The following is a 19,105-nucleotide window of genomic DNA, read 5'->3' as shown; positions in this document are numbered from 1 at the left end:
GGCAGGGGCCGTCGAGGCGGCGCCTCAGGGGCGGTCGAAGTCGATGTTCTCGCGCGGGGTGCCGGCGGCCACCATGCCGCGGACGGTCGCGCGCAGCATGTCCGGCGAGCCGGCGATGATCACCTGGCGGTCCGCCCACGAGCCCCAGCGGGTGACCGCGTCGACGAGGGTCCCGGTCTGGCGCCGGTGCAGCGTCCGGGGGAGCTCCTCGGCGGGGCCGGCCCACCACGGATCCTCGTCCTCCTCCGACACCGGCTGGATGGTCAGCCACGGGGACGTGGCCGCGAGGTCGACGAGTGTCGGCAGGTCGTACAGGTCGCCGGGGAACCGGGCACCGTAGAACAGGTGCACGCGCGGGTTCTGGCCGTGGCGCAGCATGTCCAGCACCAGGCAGCGAAGCGGCGCGATCCCGGTGCCGCCGGCGATCATCAGCACATCCCGGAACGGCTCGGTGCGGTCCACCTCGAGCATGCCGAGCGGCCGGGCCAGCACCCATCGGTCGCCCACGCCGACGCCACGCACCAGCGAGCCGCTGAGCTCGCCGCCCGGCACGTCGCGGACGTGGAACTCGATCTGCCCCGCCGGGTTCGAGGGGATCGACGGGCTCAGCCGCCGCCACACGCCGGGCGAGTACGGCGTGAGCACACTCAGGTACTGGCCGGGGTGGTAGTCGATCATGGTGTCGCTGATCAGCCGCACCACCGCGATGTCCCGGGTGGGGCGCAGCACCTCCACGACGGTCGCGCCGACGCGTGCGGGCCCGTCCTCCTGTCCGGCTCCCTGCTGAAGTGCAGACGACAGCACCCGGTACGCGGTGGTCAGCGTCGTCTGCAGTCTGTCGTCCCAGCCCCACCCGGCGAGATGCCGCAGCGTGTTGGTGAGCGCCTCCCCGAAACGCTGATGGTGCCGGGGTGCGAGTTCGAGCTTGCGGTGGTCGGCGCCCAGGTGCCGGGCGAAGTCGACGACCTCCTCGACCTTCGTCCGGTCGCCCCGTGCCTCCTCGGTGGTGACCAGCGCCCACGACATCGCCCGCACGAACTCGCGCAGCACCGGCCCGGCGTCGCGCGGGAACAACTCACGGAAGTCGGGGTCGGCGTGTCGTAGCGCGCGGTGGAACATCTCGGGGAAGCGCTCGTCGTTCAGCAGGTCGCGCAGCACCAGCAGCGGGGGCGCGGAGACATCGACGGCGGCGGGCTCGTCGAGCGGCCCGGCCAGCGGGTCGTGGCGCTGATCGAGGTAGGGCTCCAGATCGATGTCGTCGACGACCTCCTCGACGTCGGGGAGGCGGTAATCGTCGTCCACACGGTCCGCGCCGCCCGGGAACTCCATGCCGCTCGCGTCCTCCGGTCCGCGCTTCTTGCTGCCCACCTGATGCGCCTCCCGTCACGTCGTCGTCTGGTACTCCCGTTGGCCGTGGCTGTCGTCGTCGGGCGTGGTCTTCAGCTTAGCCGCGGCGGCGGGCTCACCGGCCCAACGAGATGTCGACGCCCGCGCGCAGTTCGTCCTCGGTGTAGACCAGCTGGCCGCGGCCGGGGAGCTCGATCAGGTACAGCGTGCCGTCCGGCGTGACGTCGGGGAACTGGAAGGTGAACATGCAGGAGGACAGGTCGCCGCCGTCGTAGGCCAGGCGGGCGTCGATCTCGCGGCCGGTGTGGTCCTCGACGAGGGTGAGGGGCGTGCCCTCGCCGATGTCGGACAGGGAGTCGGGCATGTCGCAGCCGGCGCGGTCGCCGGAGACGGGGTCGGCGGGCGTGGACACGACGGTGAACGTGCCGTCGACGGTGAACTCGCCCGGGCCGGGGATCGGCGCCTGCGCGGGGCCGGAGCCGGGGAACGGACCACGGATGGTGTCGGCGGGACCGCTGCGGTCGGCGCCGGGACCGAACAGTGCCATGCCGACGACGGCGACGACGACGAGCGCGAGCCCGCCCACGATCGCGACGGCGGCGACGGTTCCGCGCGGGCGGGAGGATCCGGCGGGCGCCGCGGGAGGTGGTGCATCGCCGGGGAGGCCGGCAACGGTCGGCGGCGGCGCGTTCGGCGACACCGTGTCGGGGCCGGGCTCGGGGGAGGGCAGCGGACGGGGCTCGTCGCCGTAGCGGTAGGTGCCGTCGGCGAGCGGGGGATAGTGCATCGGCATGGCGCACGCTCCTTTCCCGCCGGCCCGCGCGCGAGGAGGGCGCGGATCTGCAGATCGATTCTAGTCGCCTCGGCGGTGACGGGTTGGTCACACTTCCTGCGGCGAACCGGGTGGTGGTTAGCCGCCCGGGCGGTTCTTCGGGGAAGGTAGAGGGATGTCTGTCGAGCCTCCCCGTCCCGACTCCGAGCCCGTCGACGCCATGTCCGCCGGCACCGTGCCCGCCGAGTCGGTGCACCACGACCCCGTTGCGGACTCCGATCTCGATCCCGCCAGCCCCGTCCCCGGCCGGCCCGGCCCGGTCGAGGCGGTCGGCAATGTGCTGCGAGGCGCCCTGATCGGTATGGCCGAGCTGGTCCCGGGTATCTCGGGTGGCACGGTCGCGCTGGTCGTGGGCGTGTACCCGCGTCTGCTCGACACCGGCGCGCACATCGTCGACGGCATGCGCTCGGCGATTCTCGGTAAGGGCCGGGCGGTCCGGACCAGGGCCGCGTTCCGGCACGCCGACTGGTGGCTGCTCGGGCTTCTCGCGCTGGGCATGCTCGCCATGGTCTTCACCATGGCCGGCGTGTTGGGAGACTTCGTCGAGAACCAGCCGGAGATCTCCAGCGGCCTGTTCCTCGGCATGGTGGCCGCGAGTATCTTCGTGCCGTGGAGCATGGCCCGCCAGACCCCGGGGGGACGAACGTGGGTGCTCGCACTGCTGTTGGTCGGCGGCGCCGTGCTGGCGTTCTCCCTGACCAGTCTGCCCCGCGGCGAGATCGAGAACCCGTCCTACCTGTTGGTGTTCGTCGCGGCAGCGGTGGCGATCTGTGCGCTCGTGCTTCCGGGGATGTCCGGCTCGTTCCTGCTGATGGCGCTGGGCCTGTACGTGCCCACGATGAACGCCGTCAGCGACCGGAACATCCCGTACATCGCGGTGTTCATCGCCGGCGCGTTTGTGGGGATCGCGCTGTTCGTCAAGGTCCTCGACCGCCTGCTCGAGGACTTCCGCAAGCCCACGCTGATCGTCATGGTGGGCCTCATGATCGGCTCGCTGCGCGCCCTGTGGCCGTGGCGTGACGACGAGGTCGGCGCAGTTTTCGGCCCCGGCGACGACTGGCTCATCGTGGTGGCCGCCGCGATCGGCGGCGCGATCCTCGTGGCCCTGGTGATCGTCGCCGAGCACGTGCTGTCCCGCCGGGCTGCCGACGGATCAGCCCTCGAGGATCATGCGTAGGTAGTCCTCGACGGAGAGGCCCAGGGCCGCGGCCCGGGCGGCGTCCGCCGACTCCAGTGCTCCCACCTCGGGTGGGACGAACTCGCCGCGCTCGCGGTTCGTGGACGGGTCGGTCGTCACCGTGTACCAGACCGGCCGGTCATGATCGGGCATGGCGTCGATCCGGTACAGCAGTGTGCCCTCGGCGCCCATGTCCACGAGTGCGGGGTCGAGGCCGTCGAGGAGCGCCGCCGGCGGCATGGACGAATACGCGGCGATTCTCACGTCCGGGCATTCCATGTCGCGGAGGTACCGCATGGTGAGCGCGCCGTCGACGATCGCCCGGTGCGTCCAGCCCGGGAAGAGGACACCCTTGAGGAAGTGCAGCCCGGCGCCGCCGGCGAACTCGATGGCGGGTCCGCATTCGTGGTGAAACCGTGGCCGCCCGTCTACTCCCGGGGCCTCGAGTAGACGCAGGACCGGTCGCCGAGCGACCGCGATCTCGCCGTCCACCAGCGCGAGATAGCCCAGCCCCGCACCGAACGCGTCGGTCAGGAGCCGGCCGATCTCCAGGTCCGTCCCGAACTCCTCGATCACCCCGTCCCGGGGATGCCAGTCGTGATCCCATCCGGCCGCGCCCTGGTCGATCATGAACCCGACATAGGCCTCCACGAGGTCGGTGACCGGCGACAGCAGGATCCCCTCGAACACCCCGTCGTTCTCCACCCAACGCCCGGCCTCGGCGTAGGCACTCACGATGTGTCCGGGGCCGTCGCTTCCGCCCGGGGCCGGGTCCGCGGTGCGGCTGTGCGTCGCCGTCCACTCGCGCAGCCGGCGCACGAGCCGCCGGTCGGCCAGGATCCCGAGGTGGCGCACCCACCCCATGCGCAGGGGGTTCTCCGAGCGCTCGTCGCGGCGCAGCTCGGCGAACGCCTCCGGGTCCACGGGGAACTCGGCCGGGTCCTCGATCAGGCGGATTCGTGTGTACTCGAGGTGCGCCAGGGCGGCGACCTCGCGGACAGCGTCGAACACGACGTCCCGATCCCACTCGACCTCCGACAGCGCAAGGGCGTCGGTGCGCTCGAGAACTCGACCGGGCCCGTCCGGCCAGTGCGCGGCGACCTGTGCGGGCCCGGCGGTGGGATCCGCACCGTCGGCGCGGGGCGGTTCGCCATGGCGCGATTCGGCGCGGGGGGACCCCATTCCGGTCATGCGCAGCGCATCGAGGGCGGCGGCGAGCGGAACCGGCTCTCCCCCGTGGGTGGTCATTGAGCCTCCTGGCGAGTCTGGTGAGACCGGCCGGTCTCGGATGTGCATCGAGCATGGTGGATCACGATCGATCCGACCGGGTGTCGACACAGTAGCGCCGCAGTCCGACAGGCTGCAGCCTCCGGCCATCCACAGCCCCGTCCGTCTCCACAGGGACGGGCCGCGGGGCCCAGCGGCGGGTCGCGTTGTCGTCGTCGTCCTCTAGCCTGGCGGCGTGCTCCAGTCCGACGTGTGGGTCCCCGAGTCCGAGATCGAGTCCTTCGTGGGCTCGGCCGCGCTGGGGCGCGCCCGCGGTTACGCGAACGCGGACAGGCTCCGGCGCGTCTCCTATCACTCCGACGACCGTCGGTTCACCGCCGAGGTCAGGGGCAGCGGCTCCCGGTGGTACTCCACGACCGTCCACCTCACGGCTCCGGACCCGGACGGTTCGGCCCGGCCCACCCGCTCGATCTGCTCGTGTCCGGTCGCGCTGAAATGCAAGCATGCCGCGGCGCTCTTGCTGTTCGTGGGCGAGCAGAGGCGCCACCACGCGGACATCCCGGAGTGGCGCAGGCTGGCGCAAGAGTCCGTGAAGTCGCTCGAGATGCACCACCCGCGTGTTGTCGAGGCTCCGGTGATCGGGCTCCAGTTGTCGCTGGTGGCGGACGATTCCGACCTCGGGGACGGCTCGGGTGGCATCCAGCCGGGCCTGGGCAACCGGCTCAAGGCCCGGATCGTGGTGCCGGGCAAGGGCGGCCGCTGGAAGTCGGCGGGTGTGGAGTGGGACCAGCTGCGGTACGGATGGGACGGCGGGATGTCTCACGCGCAGTCCGGGTGGTTCCGGGCCGTCGACGCCCTCGCGCGCAGCCATCGTCAGGCCCGTGTTTGGCTCGATCTGTGCGATGCCGAGGTGCCCGCGCTCTGGCCCCTGTTCGCCACGGCGGCGGAGGCCGACGTGGAGATCGTCCCCGGCGACGGGCTGCTCGACGTCCGGCCCGGCCCGCCGCGCCGCGTCGGATTGACCACGTGGAGTCCGGACGGGTCGGAGCTGGTCGTGGTCGCCGCGGCAGAGGTGCCGCGGGACAGTGCCGGCGGCCCGGATGGTGGTGACGACGACCACGACGAGGACAACCACGACAACGGCGACCACGGCGACCTCGATGACCATGACGACGACCGTGACGACGACGAGTTCGGACGCCCCCTGCCCGGCGCTCTCGTGGGTGAGCGCGGGGACATGGTCGCGGTGATCAGCGGCCGGGTGTTGGAGCTCTGCCCGGTGGGGCGGCTGGAGCCCGGGGTGGCCGAGCGGCTGCGCAGGTGGCGCTCGTTGAGAATCCCCGACGAGGCGGTCGCCGAGTTCTGTGCGGAGTTCCTTCCCGACCTGGTCGAGCGCTTCCCGGTGATCGACCGCGTGGGCCGCCTGGAACTTCCCGAGTTCGCCCGCGTGGAGTTGGAACTGACCATCCGTCCCTACCTCGGCGGCGACGCGGGACGTGCTCAGGAGCGGCCGCGGGGTCGTGTGTCCGGCCCGCGTGCCGGGGCACAGCCGGGCGCCGTGCTGGAGCTCGTTCTGCAGTGGCATCGCGTCGAGGTGTGGCGGATGGCGGACGGGACCGAGGCCGGGCGCAGGCAACCACTGTCCGAGCAGGACCTGAGTGCGGGCGTGCTCGGTATCGAGGATCAGCCCTGCGTCGCCCTGGCCGCGGCGGTGGCGGGCACGGAGTACGGGTGGACGTTCGCCATCGGTGAATTCCGGGTCTCCGGTCAGGACGCCGGGTCCCTGCTCGCGGAGGGCGTGGCCGCGCTGGAGGCGCTGGACGGGGTCAGTGTGTCCGTGGCGGAGGAGGTGCCGGAGATCCGGCGGGCCACCGAGGGGCTGCGCGTGTCCGTGGCAACAGAGGAGGACGGATCCGGCATCGACTGGCTGGGACTGTCGGTGTCCGTGAGCGTCGAAGGCCGGCCTGTGCCGTTCGCGACGGTGTTCCAGGCGGTGGTCACCGGCCAGGAGGAGTTCGTCACCGCCGACGGCGTTTTGGTGTCGGTCGATCTGGAACGGTTCGGCGAACTACGGGTGTTGCTCGAGGAGGCGATCGCGGCGTCGGCCGACCGGGCCGGCCGCGAGCCGGACGGCACCGGCCTGCGTATCGGCCTGGGGCAGGCGGGACTGCTGGCGGACCTGGCCGAACTGGCAGACGACCTGGCCCCGCCCACCGGCCGCGCCAAGGCACTGCTCGAGCTGGCCTCCGACACCCCTGAGCCGGTACCGGCGCCGGCCATGCTGGAGGCCGAGCTGAGGCAGTACCAACAGCACGGGTTGAACTGGCTGGCGATGCTGTGGCGGCACCGGATCGGCGGGATCCTCGCCGACGACATGGGCCTGGGCAAGACCATCCAGTCGTTGGCGCTCATCGCGCACGCCCACGAGACCGCGGCCGCGTCCGAGGACGCCGCGCCGGGGCCGTTCCTCGTGGTGGCACCCTCCTCGGTCGTCCCGAACTGGGAGGCGGAGGCGCGCAGGTTCGTCCCCTCCCTGCGGGTCGCCCGGCGGTCGGCGACGGAGACCAAGTCCGCCACCACGGTCGCCGAAGACGCGGCCGCGGCAGACATCGTGGTGACCTCCGCGACCGTACTGCGCCTGGACGCCGAGTCGTACGCGGGCGTGCCGTGGGCGGGAGTGTTCCTCGACGAGGCGCAGCAGGCCAAGAACCCGTCGTCCAAGCTCTTCGCCGCGCTCGCCGGGCTGCGGGCGGATTTCCTGCTGGCGGTCACCGGCACACCGATGGAGAACAACCTCACCGAACTCTGGGCGGTGGCAGCACTGTCCTGCCGGGGAGTGCTGCCCGATGCCAAGGAGTTCCGGGCGCTCTACCGCACCCCCATCGAGAAGAACGGCGACGCCGAGGCGCTGCAGCGGCTGCGGCGCAGACTGCGGCCGTTCCTGCTCCGCCGTCGGAAGGAACTGGTGGCCGGGGAGTTGCCACCGCGCACCGACGCGGTGATGGAGGTCGACCTCTCGGCCGCGCACCGCCGGATCTACGACCGCGAGCTCGCCCGGCAGCGGGCCTCACTGCTGGCGTTGCTGGACGACTTCGACGCCAACCGCATCTCTATCCTCGCCGGCCTCACCGTGCTGAGGAGGCTCTGCCTGGACGCGTCGCTGATCGATCCGGACCACGCGCATATCGCGTCCGCCAAAACGGACGAGCTGGTGGCCTCGCTGCGTGAGGTGGTGGCCGAGGGGCATCGCGCGCTGGTGTTCAGTCAGTTCACCACCTATCTCGACACCGTCGTGGACCGGCTGCGGGCCGAGGGGATCACGGTGGCGCACCTCGATGGAAAGACCACCGACCGCGCCGGGGCCGTAGGGCAGTTCACCGAAGGCGGGGCGCAGGTGTTCTGCCTGAGCCTCAAGGCCGGCGGAGTGGGGCTCAACCTGGTGGGCGCCGACTACGTGTTCCTGCTGGACCCGTGGTGGAACCCGGCGACCGAGGCGCAGGCCGTGGACCGGGCTCACCGCATCGGCCAGACCCGCCCGGTGCTGGTCTATCGGATGGTCGCCCGCGACACCATCGAGGAGCGCGTCGTGGAACTCCAGCAGCGCAAGGCCGAGCTCTTCGCCTCCGTGCTGGACAGTGGCGAGCACTTCTCCGCCGCCCTGACCGCCGACGACCTGCGGGGGCTGCTCGAGTAGCGGTGCTGCGGGCCGGCTACGACCGCTCGCGGCGGTCCTAGCGCATCTCCGGCAATGCGAGCCCGGCCGCCACCGCCGCCCCGAACAGGGCGGTGTCGCGGGAGGGCGAGTAGACGACCCGGGGCGTCGGCACGGAGATCGGCAGGGTGTTGAGCTGCTCGGCGACGGGTCCGTGCAACGCCTCGCCCAGGCCCACCACGATCCCGCCGGTGAGCAGCACCGTCTGCGGCCGGAACATCTGCACGGTGTCCACGAGGAACGAGGCGAGTCGGTACGCGTAGAGCTCCGCCGCGCCGTCGCCGTGCTCGCGCTCGAGGTCGTAGAGGCCGTGGCCGCCGAGTGCCCACCACGCCTCGGTGTTGGTGTGGTCGTCCACGATCCGCCAGTGCCCCATGTCCCAACCGGTGACGCCGCAGGGGTGGATGAGCGCGCCGTGGCTATTGAGGGCGCCGAACGCCAGGGCTGCGCCGAGGGAGATCGCGATGCCGCCGTAGCGGACTTTCGGCAGGCGGGTCATGGCCAGGGCGTGGGCATCGCCGTCACCGATCACTGAGACCGGGGCCTCGATGCGGGAGACGAGTTCTGCGCGTAGGTCGCCCTCGGCCCAGGCCGCTGCGCGCGAGGCCAGGACCCGGCCCCGGTCTGCGTCGACACTGCCACTGAGGGAGACGCCCACGCCGGCGGGGACGGGGTCCACGGCGAGGACGGCCGCCGCGAGATCCTCCGCGGTGGCCACATGTGCACTGTGCACCCGTACGACGTGGCCGTCCACGACCGCGCCGATCCGGGTTCCGCTGCCGCCCATGTCCACGACGACGCCGTCTCTCATCTGCACACCTCCGTTGCTGCGCACCATTGTCCTCTCAATTCGGCGCGGGCGTGGGCGTAGATGGATCGGGGGCGTCCATAGTTCCGGGCGCGCCCGGACGCGAATGCGGATACAGGGCGAAGGGCCGCGAGGAGTGCGATGATCGGGGTTCGAGGGGCGCGGGACTCGGGATCCGGGGCGCCGTGCCCGAGTACTCGTCGAGGAGGCGTGCATGGGTGACAGGCGCGGTGAACCGATTCCGGCCGCTGTGGCCGGTGGCCGTGACGAACGTCGCGGAGGTGGGCCGTCGAAGGGGCCGATGCTCCTGCTCGTCGGGGTATTGGCGGGCGCCCTGATCGCGCTCGTGGCGTTCCTGGTGGTCGATCGTGACTCCGAGGACGGCACTCCGGTCGCAGCGGAACAGTCGACGGCCGCCGAGACCACCGCGCCGACCGATGAGGAGCGTGATGGGACAGAGCAGGACGGCGCCGCCACTGCCGGCGACCCGGTCACGACCCCCGCACCGGGTGAGCCGACCACGCCAGGAGAGTCCGACATGCCCGGGGAGCCGACGCCGCCGGGCCAGCCGGCCACACCGCCGCAGCCAGGGGAGAACATGATCGCACCGGCGGCCGGCAACTACGGTGGCCAATTGGTGCAGCGCGGGCCAGGGCAGTCTGACTACGCGGTCGACGTGCGAATGAGCTTCTCGTCCGCCGGGTCCGGCGTGAGCTACCCGAATTCGGGATGTCGGGGCGCTCTTATCCCGACGGGAGACCAGGGCGGGGCGCGCGTCTACCGCGAGGAGATCTACTCCGGCGCATGTGACCCCACCGGCACCTGGCTCATCACCCGGGGATCCGATACGGGGATCAGTGCCGAGTACCAGCCGCCCGCAGGCGAGTACATCGTGGAGGGGCGGCTGACCAGGTAAGGCGCCCTGCCCGCTACCGCCACCTCTGCTATTAGTTGGCGGGCAGGACCGGTGACGGGGTGACGGCCAGCGGCGCGGGCAGCGGGGCCGCCATTCCCGGGCCGGGCGCCGGAGGTGCGCAGTAGAACTCGACGGGACAGTTGGGCCGCGCCTCAAAGAGGTCGTCAAGTGTGACGAAGGTGTACCCGCGGCCGTGCAGCGAATCGATGATCCCCGGGACGGCATCGACCGAGGACCGGTGGATGTCGTGCAGCAGGATCACGTCACCGGGGGCGACCTGACCTCCCACGTGCTGCACGACGGTCGCCGAATTCCGGTACAGCCAGTCCTGCGGATCGACTTCCCACAGCACCGGACGCATCCCGAAGGTCGGCGTGTAGCCGGGCGTCCACGCACCGTACGGGGGCCGCATGTAGCGGGGTGTGTACCCGAGCACGCGGGACAGCTCCTGGTTGGTCCGGGACAGTTGGTCGGTCACGCCGGCGGGGGAGAGCATGGTCAGGTTGGGATGATCCCAGGTGTGGTTCTCCACGCCCATCCCCAGCCGCTGCATGCGGAGGATGATGTCCTCGTTACCCGCGATGAGCGTGCCCAGCACGAAGAAGTTGGCCGGGACCCCGCGGGACTCGAGGATGTCCAGCAGCGCGGGGGTCGTGTGGCGGTCCGGGCCGTCGTCGAACGTGAGGACCGCGCACTTGAGGACGTTGCAGTCCGGCCGGGGCTCCTCCACGATCGCGGCGATCTCCGGCGGCAGTGGGATGTCGGAGCTGGCCGCCGACGCGATGGTGAACGTGCTGGGCGCGATGCCGGACACCATCACCGAGCCGACCGTGCACAGCGTCAGCAGACTCGCGGCCAGGGCGACGCGCGTGGCGGGACGACGGCGCCGGGTACGCGACCGCGCGTAGGTGCCGACGCGGGCGCCGGACGCCTCGTGGGACCCGGGCGCGGAGGGGACCCCCGATCCGGCCGGGCCGCGGGTGTCCGTGCTGCCGGAGACGGGCAGCTCGTCGTCGTCGGTCTCTTCGACCTCGACCTCGATCCCGGGATGGGCACCGGCGGTCCGGTGTAAGCATGAGAGAAGGCTTGTTGTGGCGGTGCGGCGCCGGCCCATCAGGGCCGCGAGGAGGCCGACGACGACAACCGCGACGACGGCAGTGGGGCCCAGTGGACGGCTCCATAGGGGACGACTCGTCGGACGCCGACGGGAGGGCGAATGAGGAGAATTCTGCTGCTCAGCCCGGTTGAAGCCCGCCTCAGACATCTCATCCCATCCGTAGTGCTCGCGGCGCCGGTCTCTTGTGTATCGCCGTCGCGACGACCATAGTCGACAGCTCTGACATTCCTGCCGCCACGGCGAGCGATTCCTTATTTCGGGGGTCGGTGGCGGTGGCGGTCAGCGGCAGCCGACCATGTGGAGGGCGAACTGGTCGCCGGCCCCGAGAATCGTAGGGGGATAAGGCCCGGGGCGTTCCGCCATGACCTCGGGACCGTAGGGCACGGCGTGGTCGACGCCGACCGCGTGCATCAACTCGTGCAGCGTCAGGCTGCGGCTCCACGGGTCGCCGGGGTACGGGGTGACCTGCCCGGGCCGCAGCGTGACCGCGCCCTGCAGCACCAATCCGTGCGGCCAGGCCGCAACCCCTCCGACGCCCGCGACCTCGGGGTCGCTGAACATCGGATGGTCCCCGTGGAAGACCGAGATGGCGCCCTCGGCGTCCCGCTCGTCGTCCGTTCCCGGGCCCGCGTACCGCAGGGGCAGACCGCTGGCGAAGGCCAGCGTCTCGATCGCCCAGATCAGGTCTCCTTCGCTGCCTGGAGTCGCATCGAACGAGCGGACGGGGATCTCGTGCTCGCACGGCCAGTGGGTGATGTGGCCGTCCTCGGAGATCTGGACGGAGTAGTCGATTCCGGAGGTCAGACCGGCCGGGGGCGGGTAGCCCCCGGGGCGCCGGAGAGACCAGTCGCCGTGGCGGGGCAGGGGCAGGCCCTGGACGGTGGAGTTCGAGGCGCCTGCGTCGTCGAACCCGAAGATCCCCCCGTCCGAACCGGACAGGCGGGCGGCGCCGTCGCCGAACGCGGCGACGGTCCCGCGGTGCTCCTCGGGGACCTTCTCCAGCAGCGTCGGGGACGAGCCGATCACCGCCAGGACGATGGCGATCGGAACGGTGATCGCGAGGAGGTAGACGACGGCGGTGATCGCCGGATGCGGGCGCCAGTAGGTCATCGGCAGACCGGAGTCGCGGCGCGGCGGGGGCGGGTGCGGTGCATGTGGGGCCTGTCGAGGGGTGCGGACGCGGAGGGGCGGGCGCCGGGGAGGGGAGGGGCGGCGCCTGATGTGAAAACTTACCCACTCGTGGCGGAGTTCACACATCATCAGCGCACCTTGAGCGGAATAGACTCAAGGTGACGCGGGTTGTACAGACTGTCCGGAGCGGCAACGCGCCGGGATTGATTCCAGTACGCTCAACCACACGTCGAAGAAAGGACCGGTCGGTGAGCCAGTTCAACCCCACGACCAAGACCCAGGCGGCTCTGTCGGCCGCAGTCCAATCCGCCTCCGCGGCGGGGAACCCGGACGTTCGTCCGGGCCACCTGCTCGTGGCGCTCCTCGAACAGCAGGACGGCATCGCCGGTCCCCTGCTCCAGGCCTGCGGCATCGATCCGCAGTTGGCCCTGACCCAGGCCAAGGAGCTCGTGGCCGGCTACCCCAAGGCCTCCGGCTCGGGGATGGCCGCACCCAACTTCAACCGCGACGCGCTCGCCGTCATCAGTACCTCGCAGGAGCTCGCGGCAGAGATGGGGGATGCCTACGTCTCCACCGAGCACGTCCTCGTCGGCATCGCCGCCGGGCACACGGGCGGCGACGCGGCCAGGATCCTCAGCGAGCTCGGTGCCACCGCGGACGCGCTCAAGGCCGCGTTCACCTCGGTCCGGGGCAACACCCGCGTGACCACCGAGAACCCCGAGGATCAGTACCAGGCACTCGAGAAGTACTCGACCGATCTCACCGCCCGTGCGCGTGAGGGCAAGATCGACCCGGTCATCGGGCGTGACTCGGAGATCCGCCGTGTCGTGCAGGTGCTCTCGCGGCGGACCAAGAACAACCCCGTGCTCATCGGTGAGCCCGGCGTCGGCAAGACGGCGATCGTGGAGGGGCTGGCCCGGCGCATCGTGGCCGGGGACGTCCCCGAGTCGCTCAAGGGCAAGACGCTGCTCTCGCTCGACCTGGGATCGATGGTCGCCGGCGCCAAGTACCGCGGCGAGTTCGAGGAGCGGCTCAAGGCCGTCCTCGACGAGATCACGGCTTCCGAGGGCCAGATCATCACCTTCATCGACGAGATCCACACCATCGTCGGCGCCGGCGCGACCGGCGAGGGCTCGATGGACGCGGGAAACATGATCAAGCCGATGCTGGCCCGCGGTGAGCTGCGGCTGGTCGGCGCCACCACGCTCGACGAGTACCGCAAGTACATCGAGAAGGACGCGGCCCTCGAGCGCCGCTTCCAGCAGGTCTTCGTCGGGGAGCCGAGTGTGGAGGACACCGTCGGCATCCTGCGCGGGCTCAAGGAGCGGTACGAGGTGCACCACGGCGTGCGCATCACCGACTCCGCGCTGGTGTCCGCGGCGACGCTCTCGGACCGGTACATCACGTCCCGGTTCCTGCCGGACAAGGCGATCGACCTCGTCGACGAGGCGGCCAGCCGTCTGAAGATGGAGATCGACTCCCGCCCGGAGGAGATCGATGCCGTCGAGCGGATCGTGCGTCGACTCGAGATCGAGGAGATGGCGCTGCAGAAGGAGACCGACGCGGCCTCCAAGGACCGGCTCGTCGCGCTGCAGGGCGAGTTGGCCGACTCCAAGGAGAAGCTCGCCGAGCTCACCGCGCGGTGGCAGAACGAGAAGAACGCCATCGAGGGCGTGCAGAAGGTCAAGGAGGAGCTCGACGCGCTGCGTACCGAGTCCGAGAAGGCCGAGCGCGACGGCGACTTCGCCCGGGTGGCCGAGATCCGCTACGGGCGGCTGCCGGAGCTGGAGAAGCAGCTCGCCGACGCGGAGGAGTCCGAAGCCGCGTCGGGCGCGATGCTCAAGGAGGAGGTCGGCCCCGAGGACGTGGCGGAGGTCGTCTCCACGTGGACCGGCATCCCCGTGGGCAAGATGCTCGAGGGCGAGACGGAGAAGCTCCTGCGCATGGAGGACGAGCTCGGCAAGCGGGTCGTGGGCCAGGGCGAGGCCGTCCAGGCCGTCTCCGACGCCGTCCGACGGGCTCGCGCCGGGGTCGCCGATCCCAACCGGCCGACCGGCTCGTTCCTCTTCCTGGGCCCGACGGGCGTGGGTAAGACGGAGCTCGCCAAGGCTCTCGCGCAGTTCCTGTTCGACGACGAGCGGGCCATGGTCCGGATCGACATGAGCGAGTACTCCGAGAAGCACTCGGTCTCGCGGCTGGTCGGTGCTCCTCCGGGCTACGTCGGCTACGAGGCCGGTGGGCAGCTCACCGAGGCGGTGCGGCGCAGGCCGTACACGATCGTCCTGCTCGACGAGGTTGAGAAGGCGCACCCGGACGTCTTCGACATCCTGCTGCAGGTGCTCGATGACGGCCGCCTCACCGACGGGCAGGGCCGCACGGTCGACTTCCGCAACACGATCCTCGTGCTCACCTCCAACCTGGGCGCGGGCGGTACGCGGGAGCAGATGATGGACGCGGTCAAGCGTGCCTTCAAGCCGGAGTTCGTCAACCGGCTCGATGACGTGGTGATCTTCGACCCGCTCAGCGAGGAGCAGCTCGAGTCGATCGTCGACATCCAGATCGACGAGCTCGCGGCACGCCTCAAGGCGCGGCGGCTGACCCTCGAGGTCGGCGACGCGGCCAAGGGCTGGCTCGCCCGGCGCGGCTACGACCCCGCCTACGGCGCCCGTCCCTTGCGCAGGCTGGTCCAGCAGGCCATCGGAGACAAGCTCGCCCGGGCGCTGCTGGGCGGCGAGATCCGCGACGGCGACACCGTCACCGTCTCACTCGCCGAGGACGGGGATTCGCTCAGCCTCGCCTGACGCGCGGCGGCCTCGCCTGAGGCGCAGCGGCCGCGAGCTGATCGCACGTGGGAATCGAGGGGCCCGACCACCCGGGGATGGTGGTCGGGCCCCTCGCGTGTCCGGTCGATTCCGGCACCTCACGACCCGTCGGGGCGCCGGGGCCCGCGCCTGTGGGGGCCGGCCGGTCGTTCAGAGTCGCGCTACTTCCGTGCGTCGACTGTGAACGGGAGCCCCGCGGAGAGGATCGCGGTATCCGCCGTGAGTAACGCCAGTCCCTCGGTCCGGGCCTGCGCCACGAGCATGTGATGGAACGGGTCCCGGTGCGGCAGGGCTGCCGGGTCGAGGGCGGCGACGTGATCCGACGACACGGGCAACTCGACCAACCCGGCTCGGAGCACCTCCCGCGTGAAATCGGCCGGCAACTGCAGTTTGCCGTTGAGGCTCTTGATGCTCAGTTCCCAGAAGGTGGCTGCCGAACACGAGACCGTTGCGGCGGAGGTGATGGCCTCGCGCGCTGACGGTCCGAGCTGTGGGCTGTCATCCATGAGCCAGAGCACCAGATGGCTGTCGAGCAACACCGCGTTCACGCCCCGTCGAACGAGGCGATGATCTGCTCGTCCGGGCCCATGAGATCGGCGTCCTCGTAGGCGATCCGTCCTTTGAGTGCACCCCAGACGATGTCCGTTCTGTGATGCGGAACGAGGTCCGCGACGGGCTTACCCGCGCGCGCGATGGTGATGGTCTCGCCGGCCTCGACGCGATCCAGCAACTTGGACAGGTGGGTCTTCGCTTCGTGGATGTTCACGCTCGTCATGTGGCCAGCGTTCCGGACTAAGTCGGACTAAGTTGGACTAAGTCATCGGTAATAGGGGCCCGGTGTGTGGCCGCGGCTGCCGAACGGCACCCCTCGTCGTCGTCGCGACTATCCTTGGCCCCGTGACCACAGATCCCGCCTCCGCCACCACCAACCAGGTCAGTCCCCTCCTCGTCACGGCCCGCGAGCTCATCGAGGACGTCGCTACGCTGCCGACTCCGGTGATCATCGACGTGCGGTGGCAGCTGGGCGATCCGCACGGACGCGAGCACTATTTCTCCGGCCATATCCCGGGCGCCCAGTACCTGGACCTGTCGTCCGCCCTCGCGGGTCCGCGCACCACGCGCGAGGGTCGCCACCCACTGCCGCCTCGCGACGAGTTCCAGGAGGCGATGCGCCGTATCGGGATCAACGACGACAGTCGCGTGGTGATCTACGACGACAGCGGCAACATGTCCGCCGCCCGCGCCTGGTGGCTGCTGCGCTGGGCGGGCAAGGAGAACGTCTCCCTGCTCGACGGGGGTCTGAAGGCCTGGATCGCGGAGGGCGAGGACCTCGCGGTGGGCCCCGGCAACCCGATCGAGTACGGCGATTTCACCTTCAAGTTCGATCACATGCGGACGGTCAACGCCGACACGGCTGCCGAATGGCCTGACCGGGGCGTGCTAATCGACGTGCGCCATCGCGACCGCTACGCGGGCCGCACGGAGCCGATGGACTCGCGCGCGGGCCACATCCCGGGCGCGATCAACATGCCCACGGACGGATTCCTCGACGAGCGCGGGCGGTTCCTGCCGGCGGAGGAGATCCGCCGGATGTTCGCGGACGCGGGCGTGACGGAGGGCAAGGATGCGGTGGTCTATTGCGGGTCGGGCATCCGCGCCTGCCACGCGCTGGCGGCGATGGAGGTCGCGGGCCTAGACGTGGGCGGGTTGTACCCGGGTTCGTGGTCGCAGTGGTCGGCGGATCGTTCGCGCCCGATCGCGCTGGGCGAAAACCCGCGCTAAGCCCCGCAGCGCCGCGGTGGGTGTGGGGGCGGGTCGCCGCGGCTGACTACCCTTTGGTGCATGGTCCTGTTCTGGTTCCTTCTGGCCCTCGTGCTGCTCGTGGCGGCGCTCATCATCCTGCGTCTGGACGCGAAGCAGCGTCGTGGCCGTGCCGACGCTCAGCGGCCGGCGGTGGAGCAGGATCGATCGAGGTCGTCCGGCGAAGGGGCAGGGGGCGTCGGCGGCGACGCCGTGGAGAACGACCGGGACGACGACGACAACGCCGAGCACTCGGCACCGTTCACCGGGGAAGGTGACGCGGCCGACGGGCTGGCAGGGGAGCCGGGCGAGCCGAGGCTCGCTCCGTTCCAGCGTGTAGCCGATGCGGGCCGTGTTGCGGGAGCCGCGGCCGATCCTGTCGCAGACGCCGCCGACGAGGCTCTCGCCGCCTCTTCCGCCGACGCCGACGCTGCCGCTGACGATGAGGCCCTCGCTGCTGCGTCCGTCGCCGTTCCCGCTCCGCTGGACCCGACCGAGCCGACGGTGGAGTCGTCGCCGCGACTTCTCGACCGCGTCCGGGCACTGCTGCCGACGCGCAGGGCGACCAGGCGGGGCCCCGAGCCGTTTGAGCCCGAGCCCGTGGATCCGCTCGCCGGTTCGCCGGTCGTGCGCTGGCTGGAGGACCGTGAGTTCGCTCCCACCCCCACCCCGGCTCCCGAGTTCCGGCACGGTGACTTCGCGGGCGGGCTCAGCGCGCTGGGCACCGTCTCCCACGGGGTGTTCCGCGGCCGTCGGGCGATCATGGGTGTGACCGGTGGCCGTACCGTCCTGGCACTGCGCCGCGACACCGCCTCCGATGTCGTCCTCGACCTCAGCCGCCCGGATGTCGACTCCGAGCCGGGATTCCACGATGCCGGTGACGCCGGCGGGTTCGAGGCCCGCACGACCGACTACGGGCGCCTGGACCTCATCGACCGGGACCGCCTGATCGAATCCATGCGGGATGTGCCGCCGAGCGTGCGCCGGGTCTGGGCCGAAGGCGAGTGGGTGGCGGCGACGATCGACGGAGTCGACGACCCCGCTGGCTGGGACGACGTGGTGATGGCCCTGCACGCGGCCGCCGACGTTCTGGCACCGTTCCCGCCGATCGGCGGCAGGGCCCGCGCGCTGCCGGCGGAGCTGGACCCCGGCGCCCCGGCCTCCGCCGAGGGACCGGATGCCGACCCGACGGTGGGCATGGACGGGGAGGTGGGAACCGGAACCCACGGGATCGCCCCGCTGCCGGACCCGGAGGACCACGTCGTCGTCGACGATCCGGCGGATTCCACCACCAGCCCGGTCCCGGCGGGCACCACTCCGAGCGATGCGCCGACCTCGACGATGCCCGTCGCCGCGGCGGCCGGGCCCCGGCGGGCCGGCCACCTGCGGCTGGTGCCCGACCGTCCCGCCGCGCGCGACCTGTCGGACGTGCCCGTGGTGGCCGACCGCGGTGATGCGGCCGAGGACGCCGGGGCGGCCGGGACAGCCGAGCCGGTGGATGAGACTGACGCTGCCGCGGACGTTGAGCTCGCGGTCGAGGAATCGGACCCGTTCGACGAGATCATGAACCCGTCGGCGCCGGTGGAGGCACGCGGCGACGTCGCGGCCGACCATCTCGAGCCGAGGCCCCCGCTGTCACGTCCGACGCGCGGCATCGGGCAGGCCTACCCGGAGGACGCTACGGTTCCCCCGCTGGCCGCGGGCGCAGCCACCGGCGGGGCGGGCATCAAGCCACTCGGTTCCGAGGACGACGAGGACGAGATCCGCGACGAGGTCGAGCGCTTCGACGCCGCGCGGATCGACGGGCGTTCGGACCTCGACGAGCCCTCGACCGGGCGCCACGGTGATGCCGGCCAGGAGTCGGGTGGACGCCACGGCGCGGATGATGTGGATCCGTCCGAGGTCACGCAGCGGCTGTCGGTGGCGGAGCTCGCGGCTCGGATGGGGATCGATCCGTCCGAGATGAAGACGTCGGGGCGGCGGCGTCGTCGGGCGGAGGCCGCGGGCGAGGGGGACGAGGAAGTGTCAGCTGGCTCCGACGCGGACACCGATTCCGACGAGAGCAGCCCCGCGGATTCGGACGAGCCCGCTCGGGGCAGGGAGCGGCCCGGCATCGAGCCGGACGTCGAGAAGACCGCACGTCTGCAGCTCCCGCCCGACATCAAGGACTGACAGACAAGCCCGAGGGCCCGCCCGCGCTGGATGCGCGGGCGGGC

General features: G+C 71.2%; 14 protein-coding genes. 6 read left to right on the top strand and 8 right to left on the bottom strand.

Features of this window, described 5'->3' with window-relative positions:
- Positions 1-24 precede the first annotated feature (24 nt).
- Together K3888_RS02340 and K3888_RS02335 are read right to left on the bottom strand one after the other, a co-directional pair.
- Positions 25-1,368 carry an FAD-binding oxidoreductase gene (locus K3888_RS02340; protein ID WP_230928604.1) on the bottom strand — a complete coding sequence of 448 codons (1,344 nt, stop codon included), beginning with the start codon at positions 1,366-1,368 and terminating at the stop codon, positions 25-27.
- A gap of 94 nt (positions 1,369-1,462) precedes the next feature.
- Positions 1,463-2,140 (bottom strand): hypothetical protein, encoded by a 678-nt coding sequence (locus K3888_RS02335; RefSeq protein ID WP_230928603.1) that lies wholly within the window; start codon positions 2,138-2,140, stop codon positions 1,463-1,465.
- Between the two features lie 154 nt (positions 2,141-2,294).
- Here K3888_RS02335 and K3888_RS02330 point away from each other — a divergent pair, with 154 nt between their 5' ends.
- Positions 2,295-3,356 carry a DUF368 domain-containing protein gene (locus tag K3888_RS02330; RefSeq protein ID WP_230928602.1) on the top strand — a complete coding sequence of 354 codons (1,062 nt, stop codon included), beginning with the start codon at positions 2,295-2,297 and terminating at the stop codon, positions 3,354-3,356.
- Here the strand turns inward: K3888_RS02330 and K3888_RS02325 are convergent.
- Entirely contained in the window at positions 3,333-4,604 is a 1,272-nt protein-coding gene (locus tag K3888_RS02325; RefSeq protein ID WP_230928601.1) for a hypothetical protein, read from the bottom strand. The two genes, K3888_RS02330 and K3888_RS02325, sit on opposite strands and share 24 nt — an antisense overlap.
- A gap of 214 nt (positions 4,605-4,818) precedes the next feature.
- On the opposite strand from K3888_RS02325, the gene K3888_RS17795 reads away from it, so the two are divergent.
- Positions 4,819-8,277 carry a DEAD/DEAH box helicase gene (locus K3888_RS17795; protein ID WP_230928600.1) on the top strand — a complete coding sequence of 1,153 codons (3,459 nt, stop codon included), beginning with the start codon at positions 4,819-4,821 and terminating at the stop codon, positions 8,275-8,277.
- A 37-nt stretch (positions 8,278-8,314) separates the two neighbouring features.
- On the opposite strand, the gene K3888_RS02315 is transcribed toward K3888_RS17795, so the two are convergent.
- Entirely contained in the window at positions 8,315-9,106 is a 792-nt protein-coding gene (locus tag K3888_RS02315; RefSeq protein WP_230928599.1) for an acetate and sugar kinases/Hsc70/actin family protein, read from the bottom strand.
- Between the two features lie 211 nt (positions 9,107-9,317).
- Between K3888_RS02315 and K3888_RS02310 the strand changes: the two genes are divergently transcribed.
- A complete protein-coding gene (locus tag K3888_RS02310) occupies positions 9,318-10,019 on the top strand; it encodes a hypothetical protein (protein ID WP_230928598.1) in 702 nt (233 codons plus the stop codon).
- A 31-nt stretch (positions 10,020-10,050) separates the two neighbouring features.
- Here K3888_RS02310 and K3888_RS02305 read toward each other — a convergent pair whose 3' ends face one another.
- Both K3888_RS02305 and K3888_RS02300 read right to left on the bottom strand, forming a co-directional pair.
- A complete protein-coding gene (locus tag K3888_RS02305) occupies positions 10,051-11,133 on the bottom strand; it encodes a polysaccharide deacetylase family protein (RefSeq protein ID WP_230928597.1) in 1,083 nt (360 codons plus the stop codon).
- 282 nt (positions 11,134-11,415) lie between these two features.
- On the bottom strand, positions 11,416-12,246 hold the full coding sequence (locus K3888_RS02300; RefSeq protein WP_230928596.1) for a hypothetical protein: 831 nt from the start codon (positions 12,244-12,246) through the stop codon (positions 11,416-11,418).
- A gap of 269 nt (positions 12,247-12,515) precedes the next feature.
- Between K3888_RS02300 and clpB the strand changes: the two genes are divergently transcribed.
- Entirely contained in the window at positions 12,516-15,068 is a 2,553-nt protein-coding gene (gene clpB / locus K3888_RS02295; RefSeq protein WP_230928595.1) for an ATP-dependent chaperone ClpB, read from the top strand.
- Positions 15,069-15,250: 182 nt separating this feature from the next.
- Here clpB and K3888_RS02290 read toward each other — a convergent pair whose 3' ends face one another.
- Positions 15,251-15,637, bottom strand: a complete 387-nt coding sequence (locus K3888_RS02290; protein ID WP_230928594.1) for a type II toxin-antitoxin system VapC family toxin — start codon at positions 15,635-15,637, stop codon at positions 15,251-15,253.
- Positions 15,634-15,864: a type II toxin-antitoxin system Phd/YefM family antitoxin gene (locus K3888_RS02285; RefSeq protein WP_230928593.1), complete on the bottom strand. Its 231-nt coding sequence runs from the start codon at positions 15,862-15,864 to the stop codon at positions 15,634-15,636. Before K3888_RS02285 ends, K3888_RS02290 begins: the two co-directional genes overlap by 4 nt.
- Before the next feature lie 122 nt (positions 15,865-15,986).
- Between K3888_RS02285 and K3888_RS02280 the strand changes: the two genes are divergently transcribed.
- Both K3888_RS02280 and K3888_RS02275 read left to right on the top strand, forming a co-directional pair.
- Positions 15,987-16,871, top strand: coding sequence for a sulfurtransferase (locus K3888_RS02280; protein WP_230928592.1), 885 nt, complete (start codon positions 15,987-15,989; stop codon positions 16,869-16,871).
- Positions 16,872-16,931: 60 nt separating this feature from the next.
- The gene (locus K3888_RS02275; RefSeq protein ID WP_230928591.1) at positions 16,932-19,061 is read left to right on the top strand and encodes a type III secretion system chaperone family protein; all 2,130 of its coding nucleotides are present in this window, start codon (positions 16,932-16,934) and stop codon (positions 19,059-19,061) included.
- The last annotated feature ends 44 nt before the right edge of the window (positions 19,062-19,105 follow it).

Source organism: Dietzia aurantiaca (assembly GCF_021033825.1).
GTDB lineage: Bacteria > Actinomycetota > Actinomycetes > Mycobacteriales > Mycobacteriaceae > Dietzia > Dietzia aurantiaca.
Note: the sequence above shows the minus strand (reverse complement) of the source record. Positions and strands in the feature narration are given on the sequence as shown.

Coding starts and splice junctions, on each gene's coding strand:
- K3888_RS02275 (WP_230928591.1), top strand. CDS start 16,932: ATGGTCCTGTTCTGGTTCCTTCTGGCCCTCGTGCTGCTCGTGGCGGCG.
- K3888_RS02330 (WP_230928602.1), top strand. CDS start 2,295: ATGTCTGTCGAGCCTCCCCGTCCCGACTCCGAGCCCGTCGACGCCATG.
- K3888_RS02335 (WP_230928603.1), bottom strand. CDS start 2,140: ATGCCGATGCACTATCCCCCGCTCGCCGACGGCACCTACCGCTACGGC.
- K3888_RS02310 (WP_230928598.1), top strand. CDS start 9,318: ATGGGTGACAGGCGCGGTGAACCGATTCCGGCCGCTGTGGCCGGTGGC.
- K3888_RS02315 (WP_230928599.1), bottom strand. CDS start 9,106: ATGAGAGACGGCGTCGTCGTGGACATGGGCGGCAGCGGAACCCGGATC.
- K3888_RS02305 (WP_230928597.1), bottom strand. CDS start 11,133: ATGGGCCGGCGCCGCACCGCCACAACAAGCCTTCTCTCATGCTTACAC.
- K3888_RS02300 (WP_230928596.1), bottom strand. CDS start 12,246: ATGACCTACTGGCGCCCGCATCCGGCGATCACCGCCGTCGTCTACCTC.
- K3888_RS02285 (WP_230928593.1), bottom strand. CDS start 15,864: ATGACGAGCGTGAACATCCACGAAGCGAAGACCCACCTGTCCAAGTTG.
- K3888_RS02325 (WP_230928601.1), bottom strand. CDS start 4,604: ATGACCACCCACGGGGGAGAGCCGGTTCCGCTCGCCGCCGCCCTCGAT.